Here is a 25631-nt window from a genome sequence, read left to right as displayed (position 1 = left end):
GGGCGGCACGCACCACACGCCACGTCGACGTGGCGGCGGGCACGACCGCGGAGACCGGCGCATGGCAACATATGGCAGGAGAACGCCAAAGACGGAGGATGCTGTGAGTGGAAACGAGTCCGGCCGGTCCGACTACCGCAACGCAGGGGGGAAGACACCGTCGATCCCGCTGAGTGACGCCGACCGCGACTCGTCCGGCGAGGCAAGCGTCGGAAGCCTGGTCAAGAACGCCACCGCGAGCGTCTCGACGCTGTTCCGGTCCGAGGTCGCGCTGGCCAAGGCGGAGTTGGTCGACGACGCGAAGAAGGCGGGTGCCGGTACCGCTCTGCTGATCGTGGCGGGCGTGATGGCTCTGTACGCGAGCTTCTTTTTCTTCTTCTTCCTCGCCGAACTGCTCGACAACTGGGTGTCGCGCTGGCTCGCGTTCCTGATCGTGTTCGCGATCCTCGTTTTCATCACGCTGATCGCAGCGTTCGTCGGTTACCTCGTGTTCAAGAGGGTCCGCGGTCCGAAGAAGACGATCAGCAGCGTCAAGGAAGTGCAGAACGTGCTGCCGGGCCGCCACGACGACGCGGCGATCGGGCACGGCGGTAGTCATCCCGCGATACCGCCCGCACGCGAGGCCTGAGATTTGGCCGCAGCCCCCGACCCGTCCAGTGTCCGGTTCGCCGGGCCCTGGCGTCATCTCGACGTTCGCGCCAACGGGGTGCGGTTCCACGCTGTCGAAGCCGACGGTCCAACCACGTCGTCGCCGAGTCCCGACCGCCCGCTCGCGCTACTGCTTCACGGCTTCGGTGAGTTCTGGTGGAGCTGGCGGCACCAACTGGCCGACCTGACCGAGGCTGGGTACCGCGCTGTCGCGGTGGATCTGCGCGGCTACGGCGACAGCGACAAGCCCCCACGCGGATACGACGGGTGGACGCTGGCTGGCGACACCAACGGACTCGTCCGTGCACTCGGACATACGTCCGCGACGCTCATCGGCCATGCCGACGGCGGGTTGGCATGCTGGGCAACCGCAACGCTGCACCCCCGCGCCGTGCGCGCGATCGCGGTCATCTCCTCACCCCATCCGCGGGTTCTGCGGCGCGACGTGTTGCGCGACGCCGAGCAGCGGTCGTCGTTCCTCGGCAACTTCTTGAGCAATCAGGTGCCGCGCATGGCCGAACGACGACTGACCAGACACAACGGCGCGTTCATCGGCGAGTACTTCGCCGAGCGGTCGGGCCTCGGATGGCAGGACACCGACGACTACACCGACACCGTCGACAAGAACCGATCCGCGATCCAGATACCCGGAGCCGCACACTGCAGCCTCGAGTACCAGCGCTGGGTGTTCCGGTCGCAATTCCGACCCGACGGCGTCCGCTTCATGGACCTCATGGAGAAGCAGTTGTCCATCCCGGTCCTCGCGGTGCGCGGCGTCGACGATCCCTACATCACCGACGAATCAGTCGGTGCCAGCGCCGAATGGGCCTCGGACTTCGACTACCGCCCCATCCCCGGCAGCGGCCACTTCGCCCACCAGGAGCGGCCCGCCGAGGTCAGCAAGCTGCTGGGCGACCTTCTCGCCCACACCGACCGCGACGACTAGCGCACAGTCGACGCTCTCGAGCGCACGCTCGACCGCAAAACCCGTCGACTGTGCGCTTCCTACGGTCGAGTGTGTGTCAGGAATGCACGCACTGGCCCGTGCTCACGCGGGCGGTGCGGCGCTCGGAGGCGTCGAGGTCGGACTTCACCTGCTTGGCGGTGAGTACGAAGCCGGTGTCGTCGGCGGTGTCCTCGGCGGCACCGAAGACGACGCCGAGCACATCGCCGTCCGGAGAGATCATCGGTCCGCCGGAATTGCCCTGCCGGATGGTGCCGCGCACCGTGTACACCTCGCGCAGCACCTGGTCGGTCCGATAGATGTCCGGCCCCGACAGGTTGATCGTCTCGCGCACGCGCACCGCGGTCGACGTGAACGGCCCGGCCTCGGGGTAGCCGAGCACGATGGCGTCGGCTCCCGGCTTCGCCGACGAGTCGTCGAATTGCAGTGCGCTGACGCGCAATCCGGGGACGTCGAGGACCGCGATGTCGTTGCGGCTGTCGAAGAGCACCACTTTCGCGGCAAGCGAGTCGCCGCCAACGGTCTGCACCGTCAGTCTGCGGGTGCCCGCGACGACGTGCGCGTTGGTCATGACCCGCTCGGCCGACACGACGAATCCGCTGCCCTCCAGCGCCTGCTGGCAGCTCGGGGCGACACCCTCGATCTTCACGACGCTCGGCCGCACCCGCGAAACCACGGCGGAATCCTCGAGCGATGTGTCGGGCGGGCCGACGTTCGCGACCGGAGTCTGCACGAACGGGCCGATCACCTGGGGTAGACCCGAATCGTCGAGCATCGGTCCGAGCTCGCGGGTCGGGAAATCCCGCAGCCACGTCGGGGCGAATGAATCGACGCCACCCAGGATCGTGGATCCGCGTACCGCGCTTGCGATCTCGGGCGACGACGCGCGTCCGAGCGGAATCGCCAGCAACCAGGCCGCGACCAATACCGCGACCACCTGCAGCATCAACCCGATCACGCTGTCGACGTGCCGCAGCGCCGTCGACCTGATCCCGCCGCGGGCCGCGCGCCCGAGCACCATGCCCGACGTCTCGCCGATGATGACCAACACCACCAGCAGCGCGACCCCTACTACGAGTCGCATACTCCGATCATCGATCCGCGAAAGCACATGTGGCGCAATCAAAATGCCGGCAATCGCGCCGAGTATCACGCCGACGACCGCCAGCCCCGACGCCACCGCGCCCTGTCGCCATCCACTCAGCGCAGCCAGCAATGCGAGCGCGATGACGATCACGTCAACCCACGTCGACCCGCTCACCGAGCTGCATCCTCGGACGTCTCGGCATCACCGTCACCGTGGTCGACAGCGCGGCTCAGCGACGGAAATCCGCTCAGCTGAGGCGATCCCGCCCGAGCTATCGCCTCTTCGAGCGGCCGGACGTCGTCGTGGTTCCACGGGACGTCCCACCCCGACGCGTCGCTGATCGCCGCGATGAGCCCGCCGGTGAAGCCCCACACCAGAAGTCCGTCGACGAAGAACGCTGGACCGCGATAGGCGCGCGCACCGAGCACCGACCGCTGCACCTGAAAACGGTTCTGCGCTGCCAACATCTCCCGCAGGTTCACCCGCACAACCCGCGACGTCTCCGCGGAGTCGACGACGTCGACCGGCCCCGGTTCACGCCAGTGCGCGACAACCGGGGTCACCTCGAAATTCGACACCGGCACGGGAAAGCTCGGCAGATTCGCGAGGACGTCGACACTGCTCGCCTCGAGTCCGGTCTCCTCGGTCGCTTCGCGCAGTGCGGTACCGACCGGATAGTCGTCGCCCGGATCGAACGAGCCGCCGGGGAAAGCCACCTGCCCGCTGTGCTGCCGCAACGTCGGGGCGCGCTCGGTGAGCAGCACCTCCGCGTCGGCGGGCAGCCCGCCCGGATAGTCGGGGTCGGCATCCCACGAGCCGGAGAACAGGATCAGCACCGACGCCGCGCGTCGGTCGCGACGCAGCATCGACGCCCAGCGAGAGCGGTCGCCACCACGATCGAGCACGCTGTCGGTCACGGCCGAGACATTGCCGGTGAGCTGCCGCAACCACGGAGGAACCTTCGCTGTGTCGACAAGTTGCCCGACGTGCGGCTCCTGCGACGGCTGATCGGTGCGCGTCACGTGGCGACACCGGTGGCGTCGCGCACGGCGTCGGCAACCTCGTCGACGCTGCCGAACTCCTTGGGAAGTGTTGTGGCGATGGTCCCGTCGGGTCGGAGCAGGATGGTCGATGGGAAGACTCGCGGTGCCCGAAGTGCCGCCGCGACCTTGCCGTCGACATCGAGGACCGTCGGGAGATGGACGCCGACCTCGCGCAGGAACGTCAAGACCGCGAACGGATTCCCCGCGCCCTGTTCGGCATGCACGGTGAGCACCGTAACCCGATCGCCCGCGCGCCGCGCGTACTCGGCGAGTACCGGTAGTTCGCGCCGACACGGCAGGCACCACACCGCCCACATATTGATGAGCACGGGCTTTCCGGCGGTTCCTGCGCCGAGGTTGTAAGCACTCCCGGTCGCCAGACACGGCGCGACGACCCCCGCGAGCACTGCGCCACTCGATTCGGGCAAGCCGTTGTTCGGGCAGGGTTCGACGGCGGCGTCGGCACGGGCCTTGGCGAGCGTGGCGTCGTCGACCTTCGCGTCGGGGACCGCCGCGACGCCTGAGTTGTCGGTCGGGCTGCCGAGGTTGTTCGACGATCCCGAATCGCGCGGCCAGATGGCGACGATCAACGCGACCATGACGACGAAGAACACCAGGGTCCAGCGCAGTGAGGACGGAAAACGGTTGCCTCGACGCTGCGGCGGTGGGTCGTCGTGCGGGGTCGGGGCGTCGGGTCCCGATGTCGTCGCGGATGTGCCCACTACGCGGAGATCCCTGCGAGTTCGAGGATGTGGTCGGTTTCCGGCCCCTTCACAAGCTTCGCGGCCTCTGCTTTGTCCATCGGACCGAGTCCGACGGACGGACAGTCCTTGGCGAGCACACAGACGCCGCACGCGGGCTTGCGCGCATGGCACACGCGCCTTCCGTGGAAGATCACGCGATGCGAGAGGTTGGTCCATTCCTTGCGCTCGAAGAGCTCGCCGACGGCGTGCTCGATCTTGACCGGATCGGTTTCGGTGGTCCACCCCCATCTCTGCACGAGACGCGAGAAGTGGGTGTCGACGGTGATGCCAGGGATGTCGAAGGCGTTGCCGAGCACGACGTTGGCGGTCTTGCGGCCGAATCCGGGAAGGCTGACCAGCTCTTTCAGGGTGTGGGGCACCGTGGAGTCGAAACGTTCGACGAGTGCCTGCCCGAGCCCGATGATCGAGTTGGCCTTGTTCCGGTAGAAGCCGGTCGAGCGGATCATCTCCTCGAGTTCGGTGCGATCAGCACCCGCGTAGTCGTCGGCGGTGCGGTATTTGGCGAACAGCGCGGGCGTCACCTGGTTCACGCGGACGTCGGTGCACTGCGCCGACAGGATGGTCGCGACCGACAATTCGAGCGGGTTGGTGAAGTCCAATTCGCAGTACACATGCGGGAACTCGACCTTGAGTTCACGGTTCATGCGGCGTGCACGGCGAACCAGTCCGAGATGGGTTTCTGTCCTGGCTCCCGCAGCCGTCTTACGTGCACTCACACGATTCAGGTTAGCCATCGACTCCGACCAGGTCGGTGGCGACGGCTTGATAACAAGTCAGTGAAGGCGACGATTCCAGTTATGAGCCTCGTCGGCGGTCGGTGTTTACTGATCGGTATGCAAGGACTCGCCGCACTGCTCTTCCCTGCTGTGTTGATGCTCTTCGCACTCGCGATGGAGAAGGTTCAGCACCACACGGACCGGCTCAGCGTCTCCCGCGACAACGTCGAGGAGTTTCTGCAATCAGCCGAGTCACAACATGTGGACACGCTGGCCAGGGACGGTTTTCCGGCAGCGCTCGACGAGCTGCGCGAGCGTCGCGCGAGCTGAGCGCAACCCTCGTCCGACACATGTGGCGAACCACGTCGACGTCGTCGACCATCCGATGATCACGCCCTCGTAGGGCGATCTCCACGATTCACACGGCCCCGCCGGAACATCAATTCAGCACGCGCAACACGGCCCCAAAGTGGCGCTAGTGACCCATCCAACACATATGCTTCAGGGCGAGAGTAGCGTTGCTGAGTGCGTGTGTCGTTCACGCGGCCGATGAGAAAGGTTCCTTAGGTGGAGGAAGTACTGGCGCGGGCGGGAATTTTCCAGGGTGTGGAGCCCTCCGCTGTCGCGGCGCTGACCAAGCAACTACAGCCCGTGGATTTTCCGCGTGGACACGTGATCTTCCATGAGGGAGAGCCAGGAGACCGCCTCTACATCATCCTGTCGGGCAAGGTGAAGGTCGGACGACGCTCACCCGACGGACGCGAGAACCTGCTGACCATCATGGGACCGTCGGACATGTTCGGCGAGCTCTCCATCTTCGACCCGGGCCCGCGCACGTCGTCGGCCACCACGGTCACCGAGGTCCGCGCAGTGTCGATGGACCGCGACGCGCTGCGCGCCTGGATCAAGGATCGCCCCGAGATCGCAGAGCAGTTGCTCCGCGTGTTGGCCCGACGCCTGCGTCGCACCAACAACAACCTCGCCGACCTGATCTTCACCGACGTTCCCGGACGCGTTGCCAAGCAGCTCCTGCAGCTCGCACAGCGTTTCGGCACCCAGGAGGGCGGCGCACTGCGCGTCACCCACGACCTGACCCAGGAAGAGATCGCCCAGCTCGTCGGCGCATCCCGCGAGACCGTGAACAAGGCTCTCGCCGACTTCGCACAGCGCGGCTGGCTGCGCCTCGAGGGCAAGAGCGTCCTGATCGCCGACTCCGAGCGCCTCGCACGCCGCGCGCGCTAGTTCTTCCTACGTCGCCTTCAAGTACTCCAACTGCGCCTTGACCGACATACGTGCGGCAGGCCAGAGCTTCTTGTCGACGTCGGCGTAGACCTTGCGGACCACCTTCATGGGCTTCGCCTTCTTCGCCGAGACACCCATGTCGTCGAGTGCGGCGACGATCTGGTCGAGCCGATCCTCACGGTGCTTCTTGTAGTACCGCGCAACGGGACCGAGATCGGGATGGTCGGGGCCGTGCGCAGGTAGAAGTGCCGCGCCCTCACCTTCGACGATCAACCGGTTCAACGAGTTGAGGTAATCGCGCAGCGTGCCGTCGCTGGGATCCAGCACGGTGGTGCCACTTCCGAGGATGGTGTCGCCGGTGAGAACCGCGCGCTGGTCCTCCCACTCGACGAGAAAGCTCACCGAATCGCCGGTGTGGCCCGGCGTGTGCAGCACGGTGATCTTCAGCCCGGCGATCTCGATGACCTCGCGGTCGGCGAGAGGTGCTGCGCCACGCGAGTGTTCGGCAAGCCGCGCCCGCGTCGCCACGCCGGTGTGCTTGTGCAACGCCGTGATTGCTCCGGTGTGGTCGCCGTGCCGATGCGTGATCAGCGTCAGCGCGATCCCCGGTTGCTCTGCGATGCGCTTGACATGCTTCTTGTGCTTGCGTGGCCCGGGATCGACGACGACGCACTCGTCACTTCCCGGGGCACGCAGCACCCACGTGTTGGTGCCGTCGAGCTCCATCATTCCGGGGTTCTCGCACAACAGAACCGACGCGAACGGCGTCACCTCACGCAGCACCCCGTACGCGGGATGCGATACGCCCGAATCGGTTTCGGCGTCGGGCGTGCCGGAGGCGTCGGATGCGGTGGTGGCGTCGGATGCGGTGGTGGCGAGGTCGTCACGATCGCCTGGACTCGTCATGCACACAGCGTAATGCGGCTCACATCGGCCGCATGTGGCCGCCCACCCACGACGACCGACCGCTGCTCCCTACTTGCTCCACATGTCGAAGCCGAGCTTCGCGACCATCACGACGACGACCGCGAGCAGCACCCACCGCACGAACGAGCTCCCCCGCCCGAGCGCCATGTGCGAACCCAATTGCGCGCCCGCGATGTTTCCGATGGCCAGTGCCAGGCCGAGCAGCCACATCACGTTCCCCTGCGCCGCGAACACCGCGAGCGCGCCGAGGTTGGTTCCGGTGTTGATGACCTTGGCCATCGCGGAACTCTCCAGAAAGCTCGTGCCGACGAGCGCCGTCAGCGTGATGATCAGGAACGTGCCGGTGCCAGGTCCGAGCACGCCGTCGTAAAACGCGATGACGACACCGCAGATCGCCAGCCCGAGAATGATCGACCGGCGCGACTTTCCCGTCATCTCGTGGGAGCCGAAGCGCGGGTTGAGAGCGACGAACAGACCAACGGCGACCAGCAAGACCAGCACGATCGGGGTGAAGACGTCGGCGGGCAGCAGACCCGCGACGAGCGCACCCAGAGCGGAGAAGACGACCGCACAGGCGAAGACCGGGGCGAGGCGTCGAAGGTCCATCGGTACCCGACGCGAGTAGCGCCACGCGGCCGACGACGTCCCGAAAATCGCCATCAGCTTGTTGGTCCCGAGCGCCGTCGCCGGCGCCAGTCCGGGGTTGGTGATCAGCAACGCCGGGATCATGATCAGCCCGCCACCGCCGACGACGGCGTCGACCCAACCCGCGGCGACGGCCGCGACGAAGAGGACTACAACGTCGAGACTCACCAGTCGGTGGGTATCACGACTCGGGCGTGACCTCGACGATCAGCTCGACCTCGACGGGCGACGCCAACGGCAGTTCGGCAACGCCGACGGCAGAACGCGCGTGGACACCGGCTTCGCCGAAGATGTCGGCGAGCAGATCCGACGCCCCGTTGAGCACCTGCGGCTGGCCGGAGAAACCCGGACCGGAGGCGACGTATCCGGTCACCTTCACGATGCGCGTGATCGCGTCGAGGCCGACGAGCGCGTCGATCGCCGACAACGCGTTGAGCGTGCACTGCCTGGCAGCACTGACCGCCTGTTCCGGGGTGACGGTGCCGTCGGCACCCTCATGGACCTTCCCCCGGAACTCGAGTTTGCCCGACACGAACGGCAACTGCCCCGACGTGTAGACCAGGTTCCCGATGCGCACGGCCGGAACGTAATTGGCCACCGGCTTGGCTGCGGGAGGCAGGACGATGCCGATCTGCGGAAGTCGTTCACTCCAGCTCATGGAACGCTCCTCAGCCCTTGGGTCGCTTGAGATATGCCACGTGTTGTTCGCCGGTCGGACCGGGCAGCACGCTGACCAGTTCCCATCCGTCGGCACCCCAGGTGTCGAGGATCTGTTTCGTGGCGTGCGTCAGCAGCGGCACCGTCGCGTACTCCCAGGCGGTCACTTCAGTCATGGACCCACCCTATCCCGAGACACCCAGCATCTAAGGTGAACCTGTGGCCGACAAAACAGCCGACGGGGAGACACTGCCAGGCACCGCCGACGAAGCCGAGAACACCTGGCCGGACAGCGCTTCACGTGCGCGCCTGCACTTTGTCTCCGGCAAGGGCGGAACCGGCAAGACAACCGTCGCAGCAGCCCTGGCGTTGGCGCTGGCAGCCGACGGCAAACGGGTGCTTCTCGTCGAGTGCGAGGGACGTCAGGGAATCGCGCAGCTCTTCGACATCCCGCCCCTCCCGCCGAACGACACCCGCATCGCCACCGCAGAGGGGGGCGGCGAGGTGTGGGCGCTCGCCATCGACATCGAACACGCGCTGCTCGAATACCTCGACATGTTCTACAACCTGGGATTCGCCGGGCGCGCGATGAAGCGCATCGGCGCAATCGACTTCGTCACGACGGTCGCGCCCGGCCTCCGTGACGTGCTGCTCACCGGCAAGATCAAAGAGCGGATCATCCACACCGACAAGGCGGGCAACCGCGTGTACGACGCCGTCGTCGTCGACGCCCCGCCGACCGGCCGGATCGGCAACTTCCTCGACGTCACCACCGCGATGGCCGATCTGGCGAAGACCGGACCGATCCGCAATCAGAGCGACGGCGTCGCCCGGCTGCTGCACTCCGAAGAGACCGTCGTCCACCTGGTGACACTTCTCGAGGCGATGCCCATCCAGGAAACCGTCGAGGCCGTCGACGACCTGCGGTCCAAGGACGTCAACGTCGGCACGCTCATCATCAACAAGGTCAGTCCCGTCTATCTCCCTGCCGATGAGATCGACGCGATCGCCGAGGGAGTCATCGACGCCCCGAGGATCGCGTCGAGTCTCGCCGACGCGCAGATGCCGGTCTCCGAGGCCGACCTCGCGGGTCTGCTCACCGAGAGCATCGAGCACGCGACGCGCCTGCAGGCCCAGCAGGTCGCCAAGGCTCAGCTCGACGAGGTCGAGGTGCCGACACTCGAGTTACCGCTGCTCGACGAGGGCATCGACCTCGGCTCGCTCTACGAATTGGCCAACCTGCTGCAGAAAGCCGGTGCGTGATGCCGCTCGACCTCAAGATGGGCTCCGTTCTCACCGATCCGGAGACCCGCGTCGTGATCTGTTGTGGCGCAGGCGGTGTCGGCAAGACGACCACCGCCGCCGCGATGGCTGTGTACGCCGCCAAGCACGGCCGCAACGTCGCGGTTCTCACCATCGACCCCGCTCGACGCCTCGCGCAGTCGCTCGGCATGACCGAGCTGACCAACGACCCTCAGCCGGTCACCGTCTCACCGGTCACCGCAGACGGCTCCGGTTCGCTCGACGCGATGATGCTCGACATGCGACGCACCTTCGACGACATGGTGCTCGAACATTCGACGCCCGAGCGCGCGGCGGCGATCATGGAGAACTCCTTCTATCAGACCGTCGCGTCGTCGTTCTCCGGCACGCAGGAGTACATGGCGATGGAGAAGCTCGGCAAGCTGCTCGAGCAGGATCGCTGGGACCTCATCGTCGTCGACACGCCACCGTCGCGCAATGCACTCGACTTCCTCGACGCCCCGCAACGCCTCGGGTCGTTCCTGTCGGGACGCCTGATGAAGGTGCTCGTCGGCGGCGGACGCGGCGTCGGGCGCATGGTCACCGGCGCGATGAGCCTCGCGATGCGAGGTGTGTCGACGATCATCGGCGGCGACATGCTGCGCGACGTCGCGACATTCGTGCAATCGCTGGATTCGATGTTCGGCGGCTTCCAGGAGCGCGCACTGCGCACCTACGAGCTGCTCAAACAACCCGGCACCCGGTTCGCGGTGGTCGCGGCGGCCGAACCCGACGCCCTGCGCGAGGCCGCGTTCTTCGTCGACCGTCTCAGCGAGGAGTCGATGCCCCTGGCGGGCTTGATCCTCAACCGCACACACCCCAACCTGACGAGCATCTCCGAAGAAGCTGCCCACGTCGCTCTGGAACGAGTCTCCGACGACCTCACCGAGGGCGTGCTGAGACTGCACGCCGCGCGCGCGGCCACCGGCAAGCGCGAACTGCACCTCCTGCAACGATTTACCGCGTCGCACCCGACGGTCCCGATCGTCGGCGTTCCGTCGCTGCCGTTCGAGGTCGCCGACCTCGACGCGCTGCACGCCGTCGCGGAAGAGATCACCGGCAGGGGCTGAACATCTGATGGCGCAACGTCGGCGAGCACGCACGCGGCCGACCGCCACGCTCCGCGGATTCGACGGCTCCTACGTCGACGTCGCAGGTCACCGCGAATGGCACGAGGTCGCGGGGAGTGGACCGGCCGTCGCCCTGCTGCACGGAGGGTACGGCGGGGCGTCGTCGTGGGCGCTCACCGCGCCGGTGTTGGTCGAGGCCGGATTCCGCGTGCACGTCCCCGAACGTCGGGGGCACGCGCGCACGCCCGACGTCGATGGCCCGATCACGTATCAGGCGATGGCCGACGACACGGTCGCCTACCTCGAGCGTCACGTCGAGGGTCCCGCACATCTCGTCGGCTGGAGTGACGGCGCCGCTGTCGCTTTATTGGCGGCGCGCGATCGCGCCGAGAAGATCACGCGCATGGTGTTGATCGGCTAGTACTACAACGACGACGGCAAGGTTGCCGACAGCCCGCTGACCGAGCTTCTCGATTCCGGGAGCGCGATGGCGGGCCTGCGGTCGCAGTACGCTGCGCTTTCGCCCGACGGCGCCGACCATTTCACGACGTTCGACGCGAAGATGAAGCACCTGTTCGCCACGGAACCGCGGATAGATCTGAACTCGTTGACGTCGATCATGACTCCGACGATGGTTCTGCAGGGAGACCGCGACGAGGTGACACTCGATCACAGTTCGGCTGTCGTAGCCGCACTCCCGCATGCACGTCTGGCAGTACTGCCGGGCAGTCACATGGTGCCCGCTGAGCAACCCGACGCACTCAATGCACTGCTGATCTCATTCCTGCGCAACGGGTTTCCCCGTTCACCCTGGGGTTGAACCCGGGGCGAGATCAGCCGACGGATACCTCGCGGCGTCGGCGCTGGGCAGCGAAGAACTCTGCCCACGAGGTCACCTCGGGGTGCTGACGCAACAACGCACGACGCTGACGTTCGGTCATGCCACCCCACACTCCGAACTCGACGCGGTTGTCGAGAGCGTCGGCTCCGCATTCGAGTTGCACCGGGCAGTGGCGGCAGATGACTGCGGCTTTCCGCTGAGCCGCTCCACGAACGAAGAGTTCATCGGGATCCTCGCCACGGCAACGCGCCCGTGCCACCCACGTCAGTCGAGTTTCGTTGGTCGATACCGCCGCTGTCGCCATGAGCCGACCCCTGTCTTTTTGTCGTTGCGCGCTGTGCGCGCCCCTTGTCGTTGCGCGCTGTGCGCGACCCGTGCCCGGCACAACGACCCTGCGTCGTTGCCGGCGAATGCTCGCCTCCCACACCACGTCACCGATTCCGCGGCGGTCGACCATTCGTAGATGCCCGTACCACTTCTGGTCTCCGTTGTTATGTGAGTCACATTCTGCACTCAATCTAAGGATCTGTGCATGCGTCCGCAACCCCTGAACCGGAGAAAACTGGCACAACCGTGCAAACTCGCAGGGAAACAGACAAAACCGCCGACAAAGACCCCATCGACTCGACGCGCCGGGTGCGGATTCAGGCCGACGTTGCGCGCCGGAGCAGACCGTCGGGCACCTCATCGGCGGGCCACGCGGTTGTCTCAGAAATCACACGTATCCTGTCCGATGTGCCGAAGTCGAAGAAGCTGTGGTCGCTCGCAGGGGCATGCGTGCTGGCCGGCGTGCTCGTTGCCGGATTCCTCTATCCCGCGGCCAGCGGCGTGGGTATCGCGTCGAACCGCGCGGCGTCGGCAGTAGAGAACGTCTCGTCGGAGTTACTCAGCGGAACGCTGCCAGAGGTCACGACGATGACCGACGCGGCGGGGACACCCATCGCGCGACTCTTCGACCAGTACAGGTACCAGGTCGGATACAACGACATCTCCCCCGACATGATCCGCGCGATCATCTCGATCGAGGACAGACGCTTCCTCGAGCACGACGGCGTCGACTGGAAGGGCACGATCCGCGCATTCCTCAAGAACTCGTCGTCGGGCGAAGTGCAGCAGGGTGCATCGACGCTGGATCAGCAGTACATCAAGAATTACCAACTCCTCGTGCTCGCCCGCACCGAAGCCGACCGCCAGGCAGCCATCGAGACGACGCCCGCGCGCAAGCTGCGTGAGGTGCGCATGGCACTCACGATGGAACAGTCGCTTCGCGACGAGGCGAAACGAAAGGGACTAGACGACGCCGCCGCCAAGCAGGAGGCGAAGAAGCAGATCGTCACCCGCTACCTCAACGTGGTGCCGTTCGGCAACAACGCTTACGGCATCGAGGCTGCGGCACAAACGTACTTCGGCAAGAGCGCCAAGGATCTGGACGTCGGCGAATCGGCGCTGCTCGCAGGCATGGTGCAGTCGAGTTCTGCACTCAATCCGTACAGCAATCCCGAGGCGGCGACCGAGAGACGCAACACCGTCCTCGACACGATGATCGTCAACTTCCCCGAGCGGCGCGCAGAGCTCGAGGCAGCCAAGAAAGCTCCGCTCGGTGTTCTTCCCCAGCCGCGAACGCCCGTCCAGGGCTGCATCGGCGCCGACAACAACGGCTTCTTCTGCGACTACGCACTGCAGTTCCTGGCCGAGAACGGCATGTCGCGATCGTCGGTCACCCGCGGTGGCTACATCATCCAGACCACTCTCAACCCCGAGGTGCAACGCAACAGCGTGCGGTCGGCGCAAGCCAACGTCAGCCCCGACGCCGACGGTGTCGCCGCTGTCATGAGCGTGATCCGGCCGGGCACCCGCTCGCACGACGTCCTGTCGATGGCATCGAGCCGCAATTACGGACTCAACGCCAACGCGTCGCAGACAGTGCAGCCGCAACCCTTCTCGCTGGTCGGCGACGGCGCGGGCTCGGTCTTCAAGATCTTCACCGTCGCCGCGGGCCTCGAGAAGGGTCTGCCGGGCAACTCCAACATCCCGGTTCCCGGCAGCATCGCGGTCGAGGGCATGGGCGACAGCGGCGGAGCCTTCGGTTGCCCCGTCAACTTCTACTGCGTCAAGAACGACGGTAAGTACCCGGCGTCGATGTCGATCACGCAGGCACTTGCACTGTCGCCCAACACGGCCTTCGTCAAGTTGCTGCAGCAGGTCGGCGTGAAGCCCGCGGTCGATATGGCCGTCCGCCTCGGCATGCGTTCGTACACGGTGCCCGGCTCATCGGGCTTCGGCGACAAGAGCATCGCGCAGTACGTCAAGGACGGCAATCTCGGTTCGTTCACCCTCGGCCCCTGGCCGGTCAACGCCATGGAGCTCTCGAACGTCGCCGCGACCCTCGGCTCGGGCGGCATGTGGTGCCCACCGAACCCGATCAAGTCGATCAGCAAGATCAAGCGCGACCAGTACGGCAACCCGGTCCTGGACCCCGACGGCAAGCCCGCGACCACTCCGGTCGCGTTCAATCCGCCCGGCTGTGAACGGGTCGTCGAACCCGGTATGGCCAACACGATGGCCAATCTGATGAGCCAGGACGACAGGGGCGGCGGCACGTCCGCGGGCGCGGCAGGCGCATCGGGCTGGAACCTTCCGATGTCGGGCAAGACCGGTACGACGGAAGCACACCGCTCGGCAGCGTTCGTCGGGTTCACCAACCAGATGGCTGCGGCCACCTACGTCTACTCCGACGGCCCCAACCCGTCGGGTGTCTGCTCCGGACCGGCACGGCTGTGCGGCGAGGGCGACATCTACGGCGGCATGGAACCCGCTCGGACGTGGTACTCGGCACTCACCCCGATCGCGACGAAGTTCGGTCCGGTCAGCCTCCCACCCGCCGACCCGCGCTACATGAACGGCAACAACAGCGGTCGGATACCGCAGGTCACGGGACTGCCCGCCAGCGACGCGACGTCGCGGCTGCAAGAAGCGGGCTTCAAGGTGAACCAGCTCGAGGTCGACAGCGGCAGGCAGCAGGGCACGGTGGTGTTCACAGCGCCGTCCGACTCGGCGATGCCCGGCAGCACCGTCACGATCTACGTGAGCAACGGCAGAAAGAACGACAGCGGCGACAGCCCCGGCCCGACGCAGACCACGGTGCAGGTACCGGGCGTCGGTCCCGTGGTGATCCAGCTTCCCGGCTGACGCCGGAGGGTGGGCTGCCCCGCTGACGCCGGAGGGTGGGCTACCCGGCTTTGACGCCGGAGGGGTGAGTTCGCCGGAGCGCTCGCCGAGGCGTGCTGTTGAGGTGGTTGGCCGACCACCGTGGCGCGTATCCTGGGTGAATGTCTGATGTCCACTCGGATGCCGCATTACGGGTGCGGGCCGCAATCTCGTCTATCGCGTCGTCCACTCCTTCGGGGCTGTTCCGTGAGCAACTGGCGTCGCACCGCACCGCGCGTGCGGTCGGCGCAGCGGCGGGCCTCGCCGCGGGCGGACTCTTCTATTCGACGGTGATCGAGCGCAACGCCTTCACGTTGCGCCACGCCACCATGTCGGTCCTCGAACCGGGCGCCGCACCGCTGCGCGTCCTGCACATCAGCGATCTCCACATGACGCCCAACCAGCGCCTCAAGCAGGCGTGGGTGTCTGAGCTCGAGTCGCTCGAACCTGACCTCGTCGTCAACACGGGCGACAACCTCGCCCACCCCGGCGCGGTGCCTGCCGTGATCCAGTCGCTTGGTGGATTGCTTTCGCGCCCAGGGCTTTTCGTGTTCGGTTCCAACGACTACTTCGGTCCGAGCCCCAAGAACCCGCTGAAGTACTTCAAGACCGATCACGAGCGCACCCACGGCACCCCGCTGCCCTGGCAGGATCTGCGCGCGGCGTTCATCGAGCGCGGCTGGCTCGACGCGACGCACTCCGTACGCGAGCTCGAGGTGTCCGGGGTCCGCGTCGTCGCTTCGGGCGTCGACGACCCGCACATCGAGCGCGACCGCTACGACACCATCGCAGGGCGCCCCAACCCACTCGCGCACCTGCGCCTGGGATTGACGCACTCGCCCGAGCCGCGCGTCCTCGACCGCTTCGCCGACGACGGCTACGACCTCGTGATGGCCGGCCACACGCACGGCGGACAGCTCTGCCTGCCCGGCATCGGGGCCATTGTCACCAACTGCCACCTCGACCGTTCCCGCGTCAAGGGACCGTCGAATTGGGGCACGTCGATGAAGTTGCACGTCAGCGCCGGACTCGGCACCTCACCGTGGGCGCCCGCGCGGTTCTGCTGCCGCCCCGAGGCCAGCCTGCTGACCCTCACTCCGGTCTCACACGGCGACGCCGAATTCGACGAAGACCACTCGCTGCCGCAGCTGGCCTCCGAGACGAGCTGACGGCTCGAGGCGGACAGCCCCGCAGAAAAACGCGATAGCCCCATAGAAACGAGGAGGCCCTGACCTGGATCACTCCGGGTCAGGGCCTGCTACTACTTCTCAACCACAAGAAGCTTTGTCGGATCGGGTTCAACCAGATCCGTTGTCGGGGTGGCGGGATTCGAACCCACGACCTCTTCGTCCCGAACGAAGCGCGCTACCAAGCTGCGCCACACCCCGTGTGCAACCTGCGATAGCTTACCCCCGCGACCGCCCAGCTACTAAATCGCCTGGTCAGAGTGTCGATTGCAGCCAACGCGAACAGGCGACCGCACAGCGCGAACTCCGACGCGAGCAACGGGAATCACGGGAACACAATCCGACCACCGCGATCGCCGAAGGACTCAGAACAACGCATTCTGAGACAAGGTTTGGCATCACTACCACACAAAAAGGACACATCTGCCCCTGTGGTCACTAGTGTCCGAACCAGAACAATCACCTCTCGACCAGCGCGACCAATTCATCAGAATCGACAATGCGAAAGGTACGGGCACATGAGTAGTGAGTTCGAGAAGTACGAGGCGAAACAAGGCACCGCATTCGGAATCACCGTCGTGGCCGCTGCACTTCTGTTCGTGGCGGGCATCGTCGGCGTCTTCGCCGGAATCTCCGCGATCGCGGGCGACAACCTCTATGTCGCCACTCCCGACTACATCTACAAGTTCAACCTCACCACGTGGGGCTGGATTCATCTGATCATCGGCATCATCGCGATCATCGTCGCGGGCGGCCTGGCGGTCGGCTCCGGATGGGCCCGAGTCTCGGCGATCATCATCGCGTCCCTCTCGATCATCGCGCAGTTCCTCTGGCTGCCCTACAACCCGTGGTGGGCGATCCTGATCATCGTCCTCGACATCGTTGTCATCTGGGCCGTGTCCACCTGGCAACCCGACGTCGTCTGACACGCTGACTCCCTGACCTGCCAACTCACGACAAAGCGGGCGAGCCCTGGACAAGGGCTCGCCCGTTTTCAGTCATTCCCGTTTCCAGTCATTTGGGGCGGTGTCGATCGGCAAAAGCCCAGGTCGGCATCGACAGTCGACGAGAAAATGACTGAAAACGGGCAAGCCGCTGATCGGGACCGCACTCTTTGCGCGACTGACGTGGCCCGCCAACCAATCCGCCGTGTCATCGGCGTCGAATCCTGCAACGTTCCATGACCCCACCCGACCCCAGGAGTCGTCCGATGCACACGCAGCGTCCCGTCCGGATTCTCGTCGTACTCGCCACAGCACTGCTCGCCGCCATGACAGCGCTGCTGTCGATACTCGCGCCCGCACGCGCCGACACCACGCTCCAGCCGGTGAAGAACCTCGACGTCGAGCGCTACCTCGGAACCTGGTGGCAGCAGGCCACCATTCCGGCGTTCTACGGAATCCGCTGCGCCAAGGACACCAACGCCACCTACACGCTGATCAACTCGACGACGGTCGGCGTCGACAACAAATGCACCAGCTTCACCGGACAACCCGACGGGATCAAGGGAAAAGCGACCGTCGTCGATCCCAAGAAGAGCAATGCCGCACTGGCAGTCTCTTTTCCGGGAATCCCGAACACGATCAACACCGGTTCGTTCCCCAATTACGTGATCGCGTGGGTCGCGGATGGCAAGGATCCGAAGGGCCCCTATGAGTACGCGATCGTCGGTGACCCGTACCGGCTGTCGGGTTTCGTACTGAGCCGAGAAAAGGTCGTGAGCAACGAGAAACTGCACATGCTGCGGCTCAAGACGGAGTCGTTGGGCTTCAACTCGTGCACCTTCCTGATCTCCCCCATCACGGGTGGCCGCTCGGACTACTCGCCGCTCTGCACGGTCTGATCACCCGGGCCGTCTGATCACTCCGGACGGCGAGCTCGGCTCGAGTTCGCCGCCCGGCCGATTACCCTGAACGCGTGGACACCGCGCCAAGCCCCACCGCGCTCATCGACGCCGCTTACCGCATCGCCGACGACCTCCTCTTTCCCGACGCAGCAGAGGTCGACCGCACGGGAGAGGTGCCGGCCTCCCACTGGAAGGCCCTCGCCGACGCCGGGCTGTACGGCGTCGCAGCACCGCATGTGGTTGGCGGACCCGGCCTCGAACTCACTCAGGTCATCGAGATCATCGAAGTCCTCACCAGCGGCTGCCTCTCCACGGCGTTCACCTGGCTGCAGCACCACGGCGTCGTCATCTCGCTGGCAAGCACCACCAACGACGCCCTACGCACCGAACTCCTCGACGACGCCGTGACCGGCCGCACCCGCGCGGGCGTCGCCTACGCGGGTGCCGTGCCGACACCGCCACGGATGAGTGCGTCGCGTACCGACGGCGGCTGGGTCTTCTCGGGCTACGCGCCGTTCGTCAGCGGTTGGGGCCACATCGACCTGCTGCAGATCTCCGCGCGCGACGTCGACACCGACGACGTCATCGCCGCTATCGTTCCCACGCACCCGATGTCGGCAGCCATCACGGTCTCGCCGATGCGACTCACCGCGGCCAACGCGTCGCACACCGTCAGCCTGCGCGTCGATTCGCTGCCGGTTCCCGACGCACTCGTGGTCAGCAGAGTCGCGCTCGACGCCTTCTTCGCCAACCAGAACATCGGCATCCGACTCAACGGCGCACTGCCGTTCGGAATCCTCCGCCGATGCACAGCGCTGCTCGACCGCGGTGGCGCAACCGCGCAGGCCCGACGACTCCGCGAGCGCGGCAGCGAGATCCGCACCCGACTCGACACGTCCCTCGCCGACGCCGACGCGTTGCTCGCCGCACGCGCCGACGGAGCGCAACTGGCCGTCGACGCCGCCGCCGCGCTCGTGGCAGCAGACGGCGGCCGCGCACTGATTGTCGGAAGCGACGCCGACCGACTCTCCCGCGAAGCGACGTTCACCCTTGTCGCCGCAAGTCGCCCCGAACTGAAAGGGCTACTCCTGCAACGCTTCAGCGGGGAGAAGGATTAGTCGTCGACTACTCCGGCCGCACGTAGTCGCGCAGGAACAAGGCCTCCGCGATGGCGAGGTTCTCGATCTCCGACGGGTCGACACTCTCGTTGGGAGCGTGGATCAGACACGACGGCTCTTCGACGCCGAGCAGCATGATCTCGGCGTCGGGGAAGGTCTGCTGCAGCACGGTGCACAGTGGAATCGATCCGCCCTGCCCCTGCATGACCACGTCGCGCCCGTATGCGGAACTCATCGCGTCGACCAACGCGTCGAAGGCCGGCCCCTCGGTCGATCCGGAGAATGGCGCCCCGATGGCCTCGCGCTCGACCGAGATCTTGACGTGCCAGGGCGCGACCTCTTCGAGGTGCGCGATTAGCGCGTCTTGTGCGACCTTCGCGTCCATGCCGGGCGGCACCCGCAGGTTGATGCGTGCACGTGCACGCGGCGTCACTGCAGCCGACGACCCGACGACCGGCGAACAGTCGATGCCGAGCACCGTTGCGGCCGGGCGCGCCCACACCATGTCCGAAATACGGCCGGAGCCAACGACATCCACGCCGTCGAGCACAGTGGCGTCGCGTCGGAAGTTCTCTGCGGGATAGTCGATGCCGTCGAATTCCTGTGTGGCGTCCAGCCCGCGGACCGTGGTGTTGCCGTGCTCGTCGCGCAAGCTCGCGAGCATCGAGATCAATGCCGCCAGGGCGTCGGGAGCCGCACCCCCGAACATGCCCGAATGCATTGCCGATTCCAGTGTTTCGACACTCACGACCACGTTGGCGACACCACGCAGACTCGTCGTCAAAGTCGGTTGTCCGACAGTGCAATTGCCGGAGTCGCAGATGAGAATGGCGTCGGCGTCGAGCAATTCGGGATGCTTCGGCACGAAGTCCTCGATGCCTCCCGAGCCCTGTTCCTCCGAGCCCTCGCCGATGATCTTGATGTCCACTCCGGCCTCGCCCGCGAGTGCGCGCAGCGCGGTGAGGTGGACGGCGATGTTGCCCTTGCAATCTGCCGCACCCCGCCCGTACCAGCGGCCGTCGCGTTCGGTGAGCTCCCATGCGGGCGACTTCCACGCGTTGAGGTCCATCGGCGGCTGCACGTCGTGGTGAAAGTAGAGCAGCACGGTCGGCGCACCGGGCGGTCCGGGGATGTGTCCGGTCACGGCCTTGCTTCCGTCGGCGGTCACATGCGCTTCGACGTCGTGCACCCCGACCTCGGTGAACGCCGTAATCAGCCACTCGACCATCTCGTCACAGTCGGGCGGGGGCTCTCCGGCGGGGTCGTAGACGGATTTGAAGGCAACCATCTCGGCGAGGTCGCTGCGGGCCTGTGGCATCAGCTCGTGGACGCGGGTACGGAGGGTCTCGACATCGTTTGACTCAGTCACCCCTCAAGTATCCCGTCAGTGATGAAAGTTCGGGCCGCTTCCGTCGCGTGGCAGCGGCGCCTCAAGGGTTTCGAGGTAGCTGACCTGGCTCTTGATGTCGGCCACTAGCGCGACCGCGAGGTCGTGACTCATCCCGTTCTTGACGACGACGCGCTGCAGGACCAGATTCGACATGTCGTCGGCCATCGGATACGCGGGCACCAGCCATCCGCGAAGTCGAAGTCTGTCAGCGAGGTCGTACAGGGTCCACGTCGAGGTGTAACCCTCCTTGATGCGCCAGGCGAACACAGGGATGGTGTCGCCCTTGCTCACCAGCTCAAAGGGTTCCATCGCAGCGATCTCGCCCGAAATGTACTGGGCCACATCGAGGGATTCCTGCTGCGTGGCACGATAGCCCTCGAACCCCAGGCGCAAGAAGTTGTAATACTGCAAGAGCACCTGGGCGCCGGGTCGTGAGAACGGCAGCGCAAGGGTCGGCAGGTCACCACCGAGATAGCTGACGTGGAAGATCAGGCTCTCTGGCATAGCGGCCTTGTCCCGCCACACCGCCCAACCAATGCCTGGATATACCAAGCCGTATTTGTGACCTGACGCATTGATCGATGCGACCCTCGACACCCGAAAATCCCACTCGAGGTCTGGTTGGCAGAAGGGTGCGACGAAGCCGCCCGACGCAGCGTCGACGTGGATCTTTATATCGAGCCCGGTCTTCTGCTCGATCTCGTCGAGTTTCGCCGAGATCTGCTTCACCGGTTCGTAGAGCCCATTGAACGTGACGCCCATTATCGCGACCACGCCGATGGTGTTCTCGTCGACGTAGTTCTCGAGCTCGGTGCCGTCGAATACAAAGTGTTCGGGCGTGCAGGGCACAAATCGCGGTTCGACGTCCCTATAGTTGCAGAACTTCTCCCAGCAGACTTGCACGGCGCTCGAGAGCACGAGATTCGGCTTGTCGAATGGCTTGCCCGCGGCTTTGCGCGCATCTTGCCATCGCCGCTTGAGTGCCAAGCCGCCGAGCATAGACGCGTCGGACGAGCCGACGGTAGCTGTACCGATGGTGTGCCCGGGATCAGGCGCATGCCACAGGTCTGCGATGATGCGCCAACAGCGTTCCTCGACGGCGGCGGTCGCTGGATACTCGTCCTTGTCGATCTCGTTCTTGTCGAACGACTCCGCATACAGGCGGTTGGCGTGATCGTCCATCCAAGTGGTGACGAAGGTCGCCAGGTTGAGTCGGGCATTGCCGTCGAGCATCGCTTCGTCGTGGACGATCTGGTAGGCCGTTTCTGGCAGCATCGAATCTCTCGCCAGGGAGAACTTCGGCAATTCGGTTGCCTCGCCGCTGCGGGAGAAGACGGGGAGCGACAGGGAGTCGCTCAGATTGGTCCTGAATACACTCTTGCGGTCGTCCGAAGGCATCGGGCTACTCCTTAGTGTTCCTCCTGAAGGTTCCTCATGACCGTACCGACATCGCGGCGTGGCCGCGGCCATAGCTGCACAAAGAGAACCGAAAAGCTCAGTCGCAAAAGAGATTATTGGAACGACACAAAGAATGGTCGCGGCTCCACATTCATCGTCTGAGAAGGCGTCAACATCGGGGTGTCCTCGGTGTAGAAATTCTTCCACCCCATCACCACGTTCGGCGGTAGGTCGACCAGAATTCGACGCCAGGTGTCCATCTTGACCGAGGGAATCCCGTGTCCGTCGGCGTGGATAACGGTTTGCAGCTCCGGTCGCGTCGTCACGATCTGTTGGCGGTTCGCGAGCATGTCGGTGTCGAACTCGTGCAGCACGAACAACTTCTGCGGCAGCCGATGCTCACGTGTCAGGCCCGCGAGCCAGTCCGACGTCGCGTTCACTTCTGCAGCCCCGACCGAACCGATCTGCGTGAGGTGCACCTGTTCGGGTTTGAGCCGCCACTCGGGGTCGAGCGCGAGTCCGACATGCGGCATCGCAAGTAGATCTGCGTAACGCTTGGCCTGCGTCAAGAAGTTCATCCGTCCGGGCTGAAGATCCAGCGTGACATAGACGCCCGCCCTGCCGGCAGCCTCGACCCACGGCCGAATCTGCGCGGGATCGATCATCGAGGTATAGGCGCCGCCGTCACCCGGCGACGCCGATGCGACGGTCACGATGATCTCGAAGGCCGGCACCACCAGTTCGCGGCTCACCCGTTGGTATTGCGCCGCGATGCCCTTGACCCGTGCGATCGTCGCATCGAGGCCTTGGCGGCCGAGTGGCCCGAGCGACGGCGAGCCCGGAGATCCGTACAGCGCCACCATGCGCCTGCCGGATGCCACGAGCTGCCCACCGCCCGGGATCTCCGGCAGCGTGACCGCCTGCTCGACGTTCCTGGCAAACGTGGGGGTGTCGCCGAACGCCCGTCCCAGAGCGATCACGGGAACTGTGCCGCGCGCCTCGCGCAGCGCCCGCACCGATTCGCCGCTCGCGCGCGGGTCCGGTACCGCGACGCCGACGAGTCGTGTTCCACCTGCCGCCGCGGTGGCTGCGAGGTCCGGGTCGAGCGGCCCCGCCGCGAAGACGACGGGCCTCGGACCGTCGGGGGCCGGGTTGCCACGGAGTCCGGCGAGGTCGGCCGAGGGCGTCGACACCTGCGTCGTCGAGAACTGCGACGTCGAGTGAAAGCCCGTCTCGCCTGCACCGACGACCCAGACCGACCGCGTGCCGAGTCGGTGGAGTTCTGCTTCGACGTCCGCACTGGTCGCGGGGCGCACCGCGAAGACCGGAACATGCCGGGTCGCTGCGGTCTCGGCGACAGTTTTCCAGTCCTCGCGCGTCGCGGAGTCGGTGACGACCACGGCGTCACTCGAACTGCGAAATAGCTTGCTGCTCAGAGAAACTGCGGGGCTGCTCGGCGCATCGACGACCTGCGGCTCGATCGCCGGGGTGGCGAAGACCGCGACGTCGGACATACGGGGGACCGTCGACGCGGCGGTGAGGAGTGCGATCACGATGAGTGCCGCCACGAGGGCGACTGCTCGTCCGCGTGAGACCACCGACGCGTCACTCCCCTCCCGATTGCCTACGACTCGTGTGCTCTGGGACCCCGATGCAGAGTACTCGCGCCGACGTGCTCAACCAACGTAACAACCAGGTTCCCGCCCGGATCGCCGGATCGCATACGGCTCGTCACGCGCAGTCGCGGCGGTGCAGCCGCAGCACCGATAGCTCGTCGGCGATGCGTTGCGCGTCGGCGTCGGCTGACGGTGTCACCGAACCGCGCGCCCAGTCGCCGTGTCCGCCGGAGTGATCGAAGCCGAACGGTATGGCGGGCAGATCTCGGTCCCAGTGCACGCGGATGACCGCGTAGACGACGGGGACCACGAAGACCAGAACGAGAAAGACCAGGAGGAGAACGTCTGAGAATGTCATGTCAGAAATGATCCGCCCGCACAAATTCCGCCACCAGTGGCACTAAAGCCAACGTTCGACAATTTTCTGCCATACTGGTTGCGTGCTCAGCAAGGTGGCAGCGATCCTGCACGGTAACGTCGCGCTCTTTGAATTCGGCGTGCTCAACGAGGTGTTCGGCCTCGATCGCACGGATCTCGGTGGCCCGCCATTCGACTTCCGCGTCTGCGCACCCGACCCGTCCGAGCCGCTGAGTATCGGCAACGGCGCGAGCATCGTCGCAACGCATGGGCTCGACGCCGCGCGCGACGTCGACCTCGTCGCCATCCCCGGCGGCAGCACGAGTGGTGACTACCCCGAGGAGATCCTCGACACCTTGCGCGCGGTCGTCGACAACGGCGGACGGGTGCTGACGGTGTGCTCGGGCGCGTTCGTCGCGGGGGCCGCCGGACTACTCGACGGCCGACGCTGTACTACCCACTGGGCCTACGGCGAGAAACTCGCGCACATGTTTCCAGCGGCCCGAGTCGACACCGACGTCCTGTTCGTCGACGACGGCCCGGTCACCACAAGCGCGGGCACCGCAGCGGGCATCGACGCCGCGCTGCATCTCGTCCGCGAGGAAATCGGGCACGAGGCAGCCAATCTGATCGCGCGTCGCATGGTCGTTCCGCCGCATCGGGACGGCGGTCAACGACAATTCGTCGACACCCCGATCCCCGAATGCGGCTCGAAGGGCTTTGCCGAGATGCTCGACTGGCTTGTCGAGAACCTCGACCGCGAGGTCCGGGTCGACGAGATGGCCGCCCGCATGCACATGTCGCCACGGACCTTCGCCAGGCGCTTCGGCGACGAGGTGGGCGTCTCCCCGCACAAATGGCTCACCGAACAGCGCGTCGCACACGCGCGTCGGCTACTCGAGACCACGTCGCTGCCGATGGAACAGATAGCCACGCAGGCCGGGTTCGGATCGGCGACGCTCCTGCGCCACCACTTCGCGTCAGCGGTCGGCGTCTCGCCTGCCACCTATCGCCGACGCTTCGCCGCCCAACAGGCGGGCTAACCGTGGTTCTTCGACGCCTCGGTATTTTTCGACGCCGCGGAACTCTCCGACACTGCCTCTGGTGCGCTGACGCTCGACGCAGTCTCGGTGCGCTCGTCGTCACCGGTCGGCGCGTCGTCGTATGACTCGCTGAAGGAGACGCGCGGGGTGGTGGCGACGTGGACCAGTGCGAGTACGCCGTAGACGATCGCGGCGATTCCGAAGAGCACCGCGAGCACCACTGCGCCGATGTGTACCGCGCCGAGCACCACTCCGTCTCCGCGCGATGCGACGGCTCCGACCGCACTGAGCACCGCCGCGAGAAGGGCCCATGCCGCGCCGCGCAAGCGCGGCGTCACGATCGATGAGTAGAACAGCCGCTGATAGAGCGTGACCTCGTACTCTTCGACGGCCGCAAGACGGACCGGATCGCCGTCGGCGAGCTCACGCAATTCACGCGCCAAACCCGCGGCGCGAGCCAGTCGATCGGCTTCGCGCTCGCGGGTTCGGACATATGCGATGGTCGCGACCGTGGCTGCAACGAGCCCAAGGCCGACCATGACCCCCAGATCATTCACGCACTA

The 25631-nt window shown here is 65.8% G+C and carries 28 protein-coding genes and 1 tRNA gene; 14 read left to right on the top strand and 15 right to left on the bottom strand.

Annotation, left to right across the window (positions count from 1 at the left end; translation table 11 throughout):
* The first annotated feature begins 103 nt into the window (after positions 1–103).
* Together ABW18_RS19085 and ABW18_RS19080 are read left to right on the top strand one after the other, a co-directional pair.
* Complete coding sequence (locus ABW18_RS19085) at positions 104–628, top strand: phage holin family protein (protein WP_049700572.1); 525 nt, start codon at positions 104–106, stop codon at positions 626–628.
* 3 nt (positions 629–631) lie between these two features.
* Positions 632–1594 carry an alpha/beta fold hydrolase gene (locus tag ABW18_RS19080; protein WP_049700571.1) on the top strand — a complete coding sequence of 321 codons (963 nt, stop codon included), beginning with the start codon at positions 632–634 and terminating at the stop codon, positions 1592–1594.
* A gap of 76 nt (positions 1595–1670) precedes the next feature.
* Here ABW18_RS19080 and ABW18_RS19075 read toward each other — a convergent pair whose 3' ends face one another.
* Genes ABW18_RS19075 through nth form a run of 4 tightly spaced genes read right to left on the bottom strand, consistent with a single transcriptional unit; the run spans position 1671 to position 5240 of the window.
* Complete coding sequence (locus tag ABW18_RS19075) at positions 1671–2873, bottom strand: MarP family serine protease (protein WP_049700570.1); 1203 nt, start codon at positions 2871–2873, stop codon at positions 1671–1673.
* The gene (locus tag ABW18_RS19070) at positions 2870–3721 is read right to left on the bottom strand and encodes an NUDIX hydrolase (RefSeq protein ID WP_049700569.1); all 852 of its coding nucleotides are present in this window, start codon (positions 3719–3721) and stop codon (positions 2870–2872) included. The genes ABW18_RS19075 and ABW18_RS19070 overlap by 4 nt, the downstream gene beginning before the upstream one ends.
* Positions 3718–4464 carry a TlpA family protein disulfide reductase gene (locus tag ABW18_RS19065; RefSeq protein WP_049700568.1) on the bottom strand — a complete coding sequence of 249 codons (747 nt, stop codon included), beginning with the start codon at positions 4462–4464 and terminating at the stop codon, positions 3718–3720. The genes ABW18_RS19070 and ABW18_RS19065 overlap by 4 nt, the downstream gene beginning before the upstream one ends.
* On the bottom strand, positions 4464–5240 hold the full coding sequence (nth, locus tag ABW18_RS19060) for an endonuclease III (RefSeq protein ID WP_197494473.1): 777 nt from the start codon (positions 5238–5240) through the stop codon (positions 4464–4466). Before nth ends, ABW18_RS19065 begins: the two co-directional genes overlap by 1 nt.
* A 99-nt stretch (positions 5241–5339) precedes the next feature.
* On the opposite strand from nth, the gene ABW18_RS19055 reads away from it, so the two are divergent.
* A complete protein-coding gene (locus ABW18_RS19055; RefSeq protein WP_005171585.1) occupies positions 5340–5552 on the top strand; it encodes a hypothetical protein in 213 nt (70 codons plus the stop codon).
* Between the two features lie 237 nt (positions 5553–5789).
* Positions 5790–6464 carry a Crp/Fnr family transcriptional regulator gene (locus ABW18_RS19050; protein ID WP_005171581.1) on the top strand — a complete coding sequence of 225 codons (675 nt, stop codon included), beginning with the start codon at positions 5790–5792 and terminating at the stop codon, positions 6462–6464.
* Positions 6465–6470: 6 nt separating this feature from the next.
* Here ABW18_RS19050 and ABW18_RS19045 read toward each other — a convergent pair whose 3' ends face one another.
* From ABW18_RS19045 to ABW18_RS22795, 4 genes are all read right to left on the bottom strand, one after another.
* Positions 6471–7370 (bottom strand): MBL fold metallo-hydrolase, encoded by a 900-nt coding sequence (locus tag ABW18_RS19045; RefSeq protein ID WP_235434451.1) that lies wholly within the window; start codon positions 7368–7370, stop codon positions 6471–6473.
* Positions 7371–7439: 69 nt separating this feature from the next.
* On the bottom strand, positions 7440–8204 hold the full coding sequence (locus ABW18_RS19040) for a sulfite exporter TauE/SafE family protein (RefSeq protein ID WP_049700567.1): 765 nt from the start codon (positions 8202–8204) through the stop codon (positions 7440–7442).
* Positions 8205–8217: 13 nt separating this feature from the next.
* Positions 8218–8694, bottom strand: a complete 477-nt coding sequence (locus tag ABW18_RS19035) for a RidA family protein (protein ID WP_049700566.1) — start codon at positions 8692–8694, stop codon at positions 8218–8220.
* 10 nt (positions 8695–8704) lie between these two features.
* Positions 8705–8869, bottom strand: a complete 165-nt coding sequence (locus ABW18_RS22795) for a Sp36 family protein (RefSeq protein ID WP_005208255.1) — start codon at positions 8867–8869, stop codon at positions 8705–8707.
* Between the two features lie 43 nt (positions 8870–8912).
* Here ABW18_RS22795 and bagA point away from each other — a divergent pair, with 43 nt between their 5' ends.
* The 4 genes from bagA (at position 8913) to ABW18_RS19015 (ending at position 11885) form a co-directional block, all read left to right on the top strand.
* Positions 8913–9956 (top strand): ATPase BagA, encoded by a 1044-nt coding sequence (gene bagA / locus ABW18_RS19030; protein ID WP_049700565.1) that lies wholly within the window; start codon positions 8913–8915, stop codon positions 9954–9956.
* Positions 9956–11065 (top strand): ArsA family ATPase, encoded by a 1110-nt coding sequence (gene bagB, locus ABW18_RS19025; RefSeq protein WP_049700564.1) that lies wholly within the window; start codon positions 9956–9958, stop codon positions 11063–11065. Before bagA ends, bagB begins: the two co-directional genes overlap by 1 nt.
* Before the next feature lie 7 nt (positions 11066–11072).
* A complete protein-coding gene (locus ABW18_RS19020; RefSeq protein ID WP_049700563.1) occupies positions 11073–11486 on the top strand; it encodes an alpha/beta fold hydrolase in 414 nt (137 codons plus the stop codon).
* A 66-nt stretch (positions 11487–11552) separates the two neighbouring features.
* Positions 11553–11885, top strand: coding sequence for an alpha/beta fold hydrolase (locus ABW18_RS19015; RefSeq protein WP_049700562.1), 333 nt, complete (start codon positions 11553–11555; stop codon positions 11883–11885).
* Between the two features lie 13 nt (positions 11886–11898).
* On the opposite strand, the gene ABW18_RS19010 is transcribed toward ABW18_RS19015, so the two are convergent.
* Positions 11899–12210, bottom strand: coding sequence for a WhiB family transcriptional regulator (locus ABW18_RS19010; protein WP_049700561.1), 312 nt, complete (start codon positions 12208–12210; stop codon positions 11899–11901).
* 431 nt (positions 12211–12641) lie between these two features.
* On the opposite strand from ABW18_RS19010, the gene ABW18_RS19005 reads away from it, so the two are divergent.
* Together ABW18_RS19005 and ABW18_RS19000 are read left to right on the top strand one after the other, a co-directional pair.
* Positions 12642–15095: a penicillin-binding protein gene (locus ABW18_RS19005; protein WP_049700639.1), complete on the top strand. Its 2454-nt coding sequence runs from the start codon at positions 12642–12644 to the stop codon at positions 15093–15095.
* A gap of 140 nt (positions 15096–15235) precedes the next feature.
* Positions 15236–16282, top strand: a complete 1047-nt coding sequence (locus ABW18_RS19000; RefSeq protein WP_200903287.1) for a metallophosphoesterase — start codon at positions 15236–15238, stop codon at positions 16280–16282.
* A 145-nt stretch (positions 16283–16427) separates the two neighbouring features.
* Here ABW18_RS19000 and ABW18_RS18995 read toward each other — a convergent pair.
* Positions 16428–16501 (bottom strand) — tRNA-Pro (locus ABW18_RS18995).
* Between the two features lie 317 nt (positions 16502–16818).
* Here ABW18_RS18995 and ABW18_RS18990 point away from each other — a divergent pair.
* The 3 genes from ABW18_RS18990 (at position 16819) to ABW18_RS18980 (ending at position 19264) form a co-directional block, all read left to right on the top strand.
* On the top strand, positions 16819–17226 hold the full coding sequence (locus ABW18_RS18990) for a DUF7144 family membrane protein (protein ID WP_049700560.1): 408 nt from the start codon (positions 16819–16821) through the stop codon (positions 17224–17226).
* 284 nt (positions 17227–17510) lie between these two features.
* Complete coding sequence (locus ABW18_RS18985) at positions 17511–18143, top strand: lipocalin family protein (protein WP_049700559.1); 633 nt, start codon at positions 17511–17513, stop codon at positions 18141–18143.
* A gap of 74 nt (positions 18144–18217) precedes the next feature.
* On the top strand, positions 18218–19264 hold the full coding sequence (locus ABW18_RS18980) for an acyl-CoA dehydrogenase family protein (RefSeq protein WP_049700558.1): 1047 nt from the start codon (positions 18218–18220) through the stop codon (positions 19262–19264).
* A 7-nt stretch (positions 19265–19271) separates the two neighbouring features.
* Here the strand turns inward: ABW18_RS18980 and ABW18_RS18975 are convergent, their stop codons facing one another.
* From ABW18_RS18975 to ABW18_RS18960, 4 genes are all read right to left on the bottom strand, one after another.
* Positions 19272–20633 carry a dipeptidase gene (locus tag ABW18_RS18975; RefSeq protein WP_083444461.1) on the bottom strand — a complete coding sequence of 454 codons (1362 nt, stop codon included), beginning with the start codon at positions 20631–20633 and terminating at the stop codon, positions 19272–19274.
* Between the two features lie 15 nt (positions 20634–20648).
* Complete coding sequence (gene gad / locus ABW18_RS18970; protein ID WP_049700557.1) at positions 20649–22052, bottom strand: glutamate decarboxylase; 1404 nt, start codon at positions 22050–22052, stop codon at positions 20649–20651.
* 113 nt (positions 22053–22165) lie between these two features.
* Positions 22166–23650 (bottom strand): hypothetical protein, encoded by a 1485-nt coding sequence (locus tag ABW18_RS18965; protein WP_049700556.1) that lies wholly within the window; start codon positions 23648–23650, stop codon positions 22166–22168.
* Positions 23651–23783: 133 nt separating this feature from the next.
* Positions 23784–24026, bottom strand: coding sequence for a hypothetical protein (locus ABW18_RS18960; RefSeq protein WP_049700555.1), 243 nt, complete (start codon positions 24024–24026; stop codon positions 23784–23786).
* Positions 24027–24108: 82 nt separating this feature from the next.
* Here ABW18_RS18960 and ABW18_RS18955 point away from each other — a divergent pair, with 82 nt between their 5' ends.
* On the top strand, positions 24109–25068 hold the full coding sequence (locus ABW18_RS18955) for a GlxA family transcriptional regulator (protein ID WP_049700554.1): 960 nt from the start codon (positions 24109–24111) through the stop codon (positions 25066–25068).
* On the opposite strand, the gene ABW18_RS18950 is transcribed toward ABW18_RS18955, so the two are convergent.
* The gene (locus ABW18_RS18950; RefSeq protein WP_049700553.1) at positions 25065–25607 is read right to left on the bottom strand and encodes a hypothetical protein; all 543 of its coding nucleotides are present in this window, start codon (positions 25605–25607) and stop codon (positions 25065–25067) included. The two genes, ABW18_RS18955 and ABW18_RS18950, sit on opposite strands and share 4 nt — an antisense overlap.
* Positions 25608–25631 lie beyond the last annotated feature (24 nt).

This window comes from Gordonia jacobaea (genome assembly GCF_001186365.1).
Lineage (GTDB): Bacteria > Actinomycetota > Actinomycetes > Mycobacteriales > Mycobacteriaceae > Gordonia > Gordonia jacobaea.
This window is presented reverse-complemented; position numbering and strand designations above follow the sequence as displayed.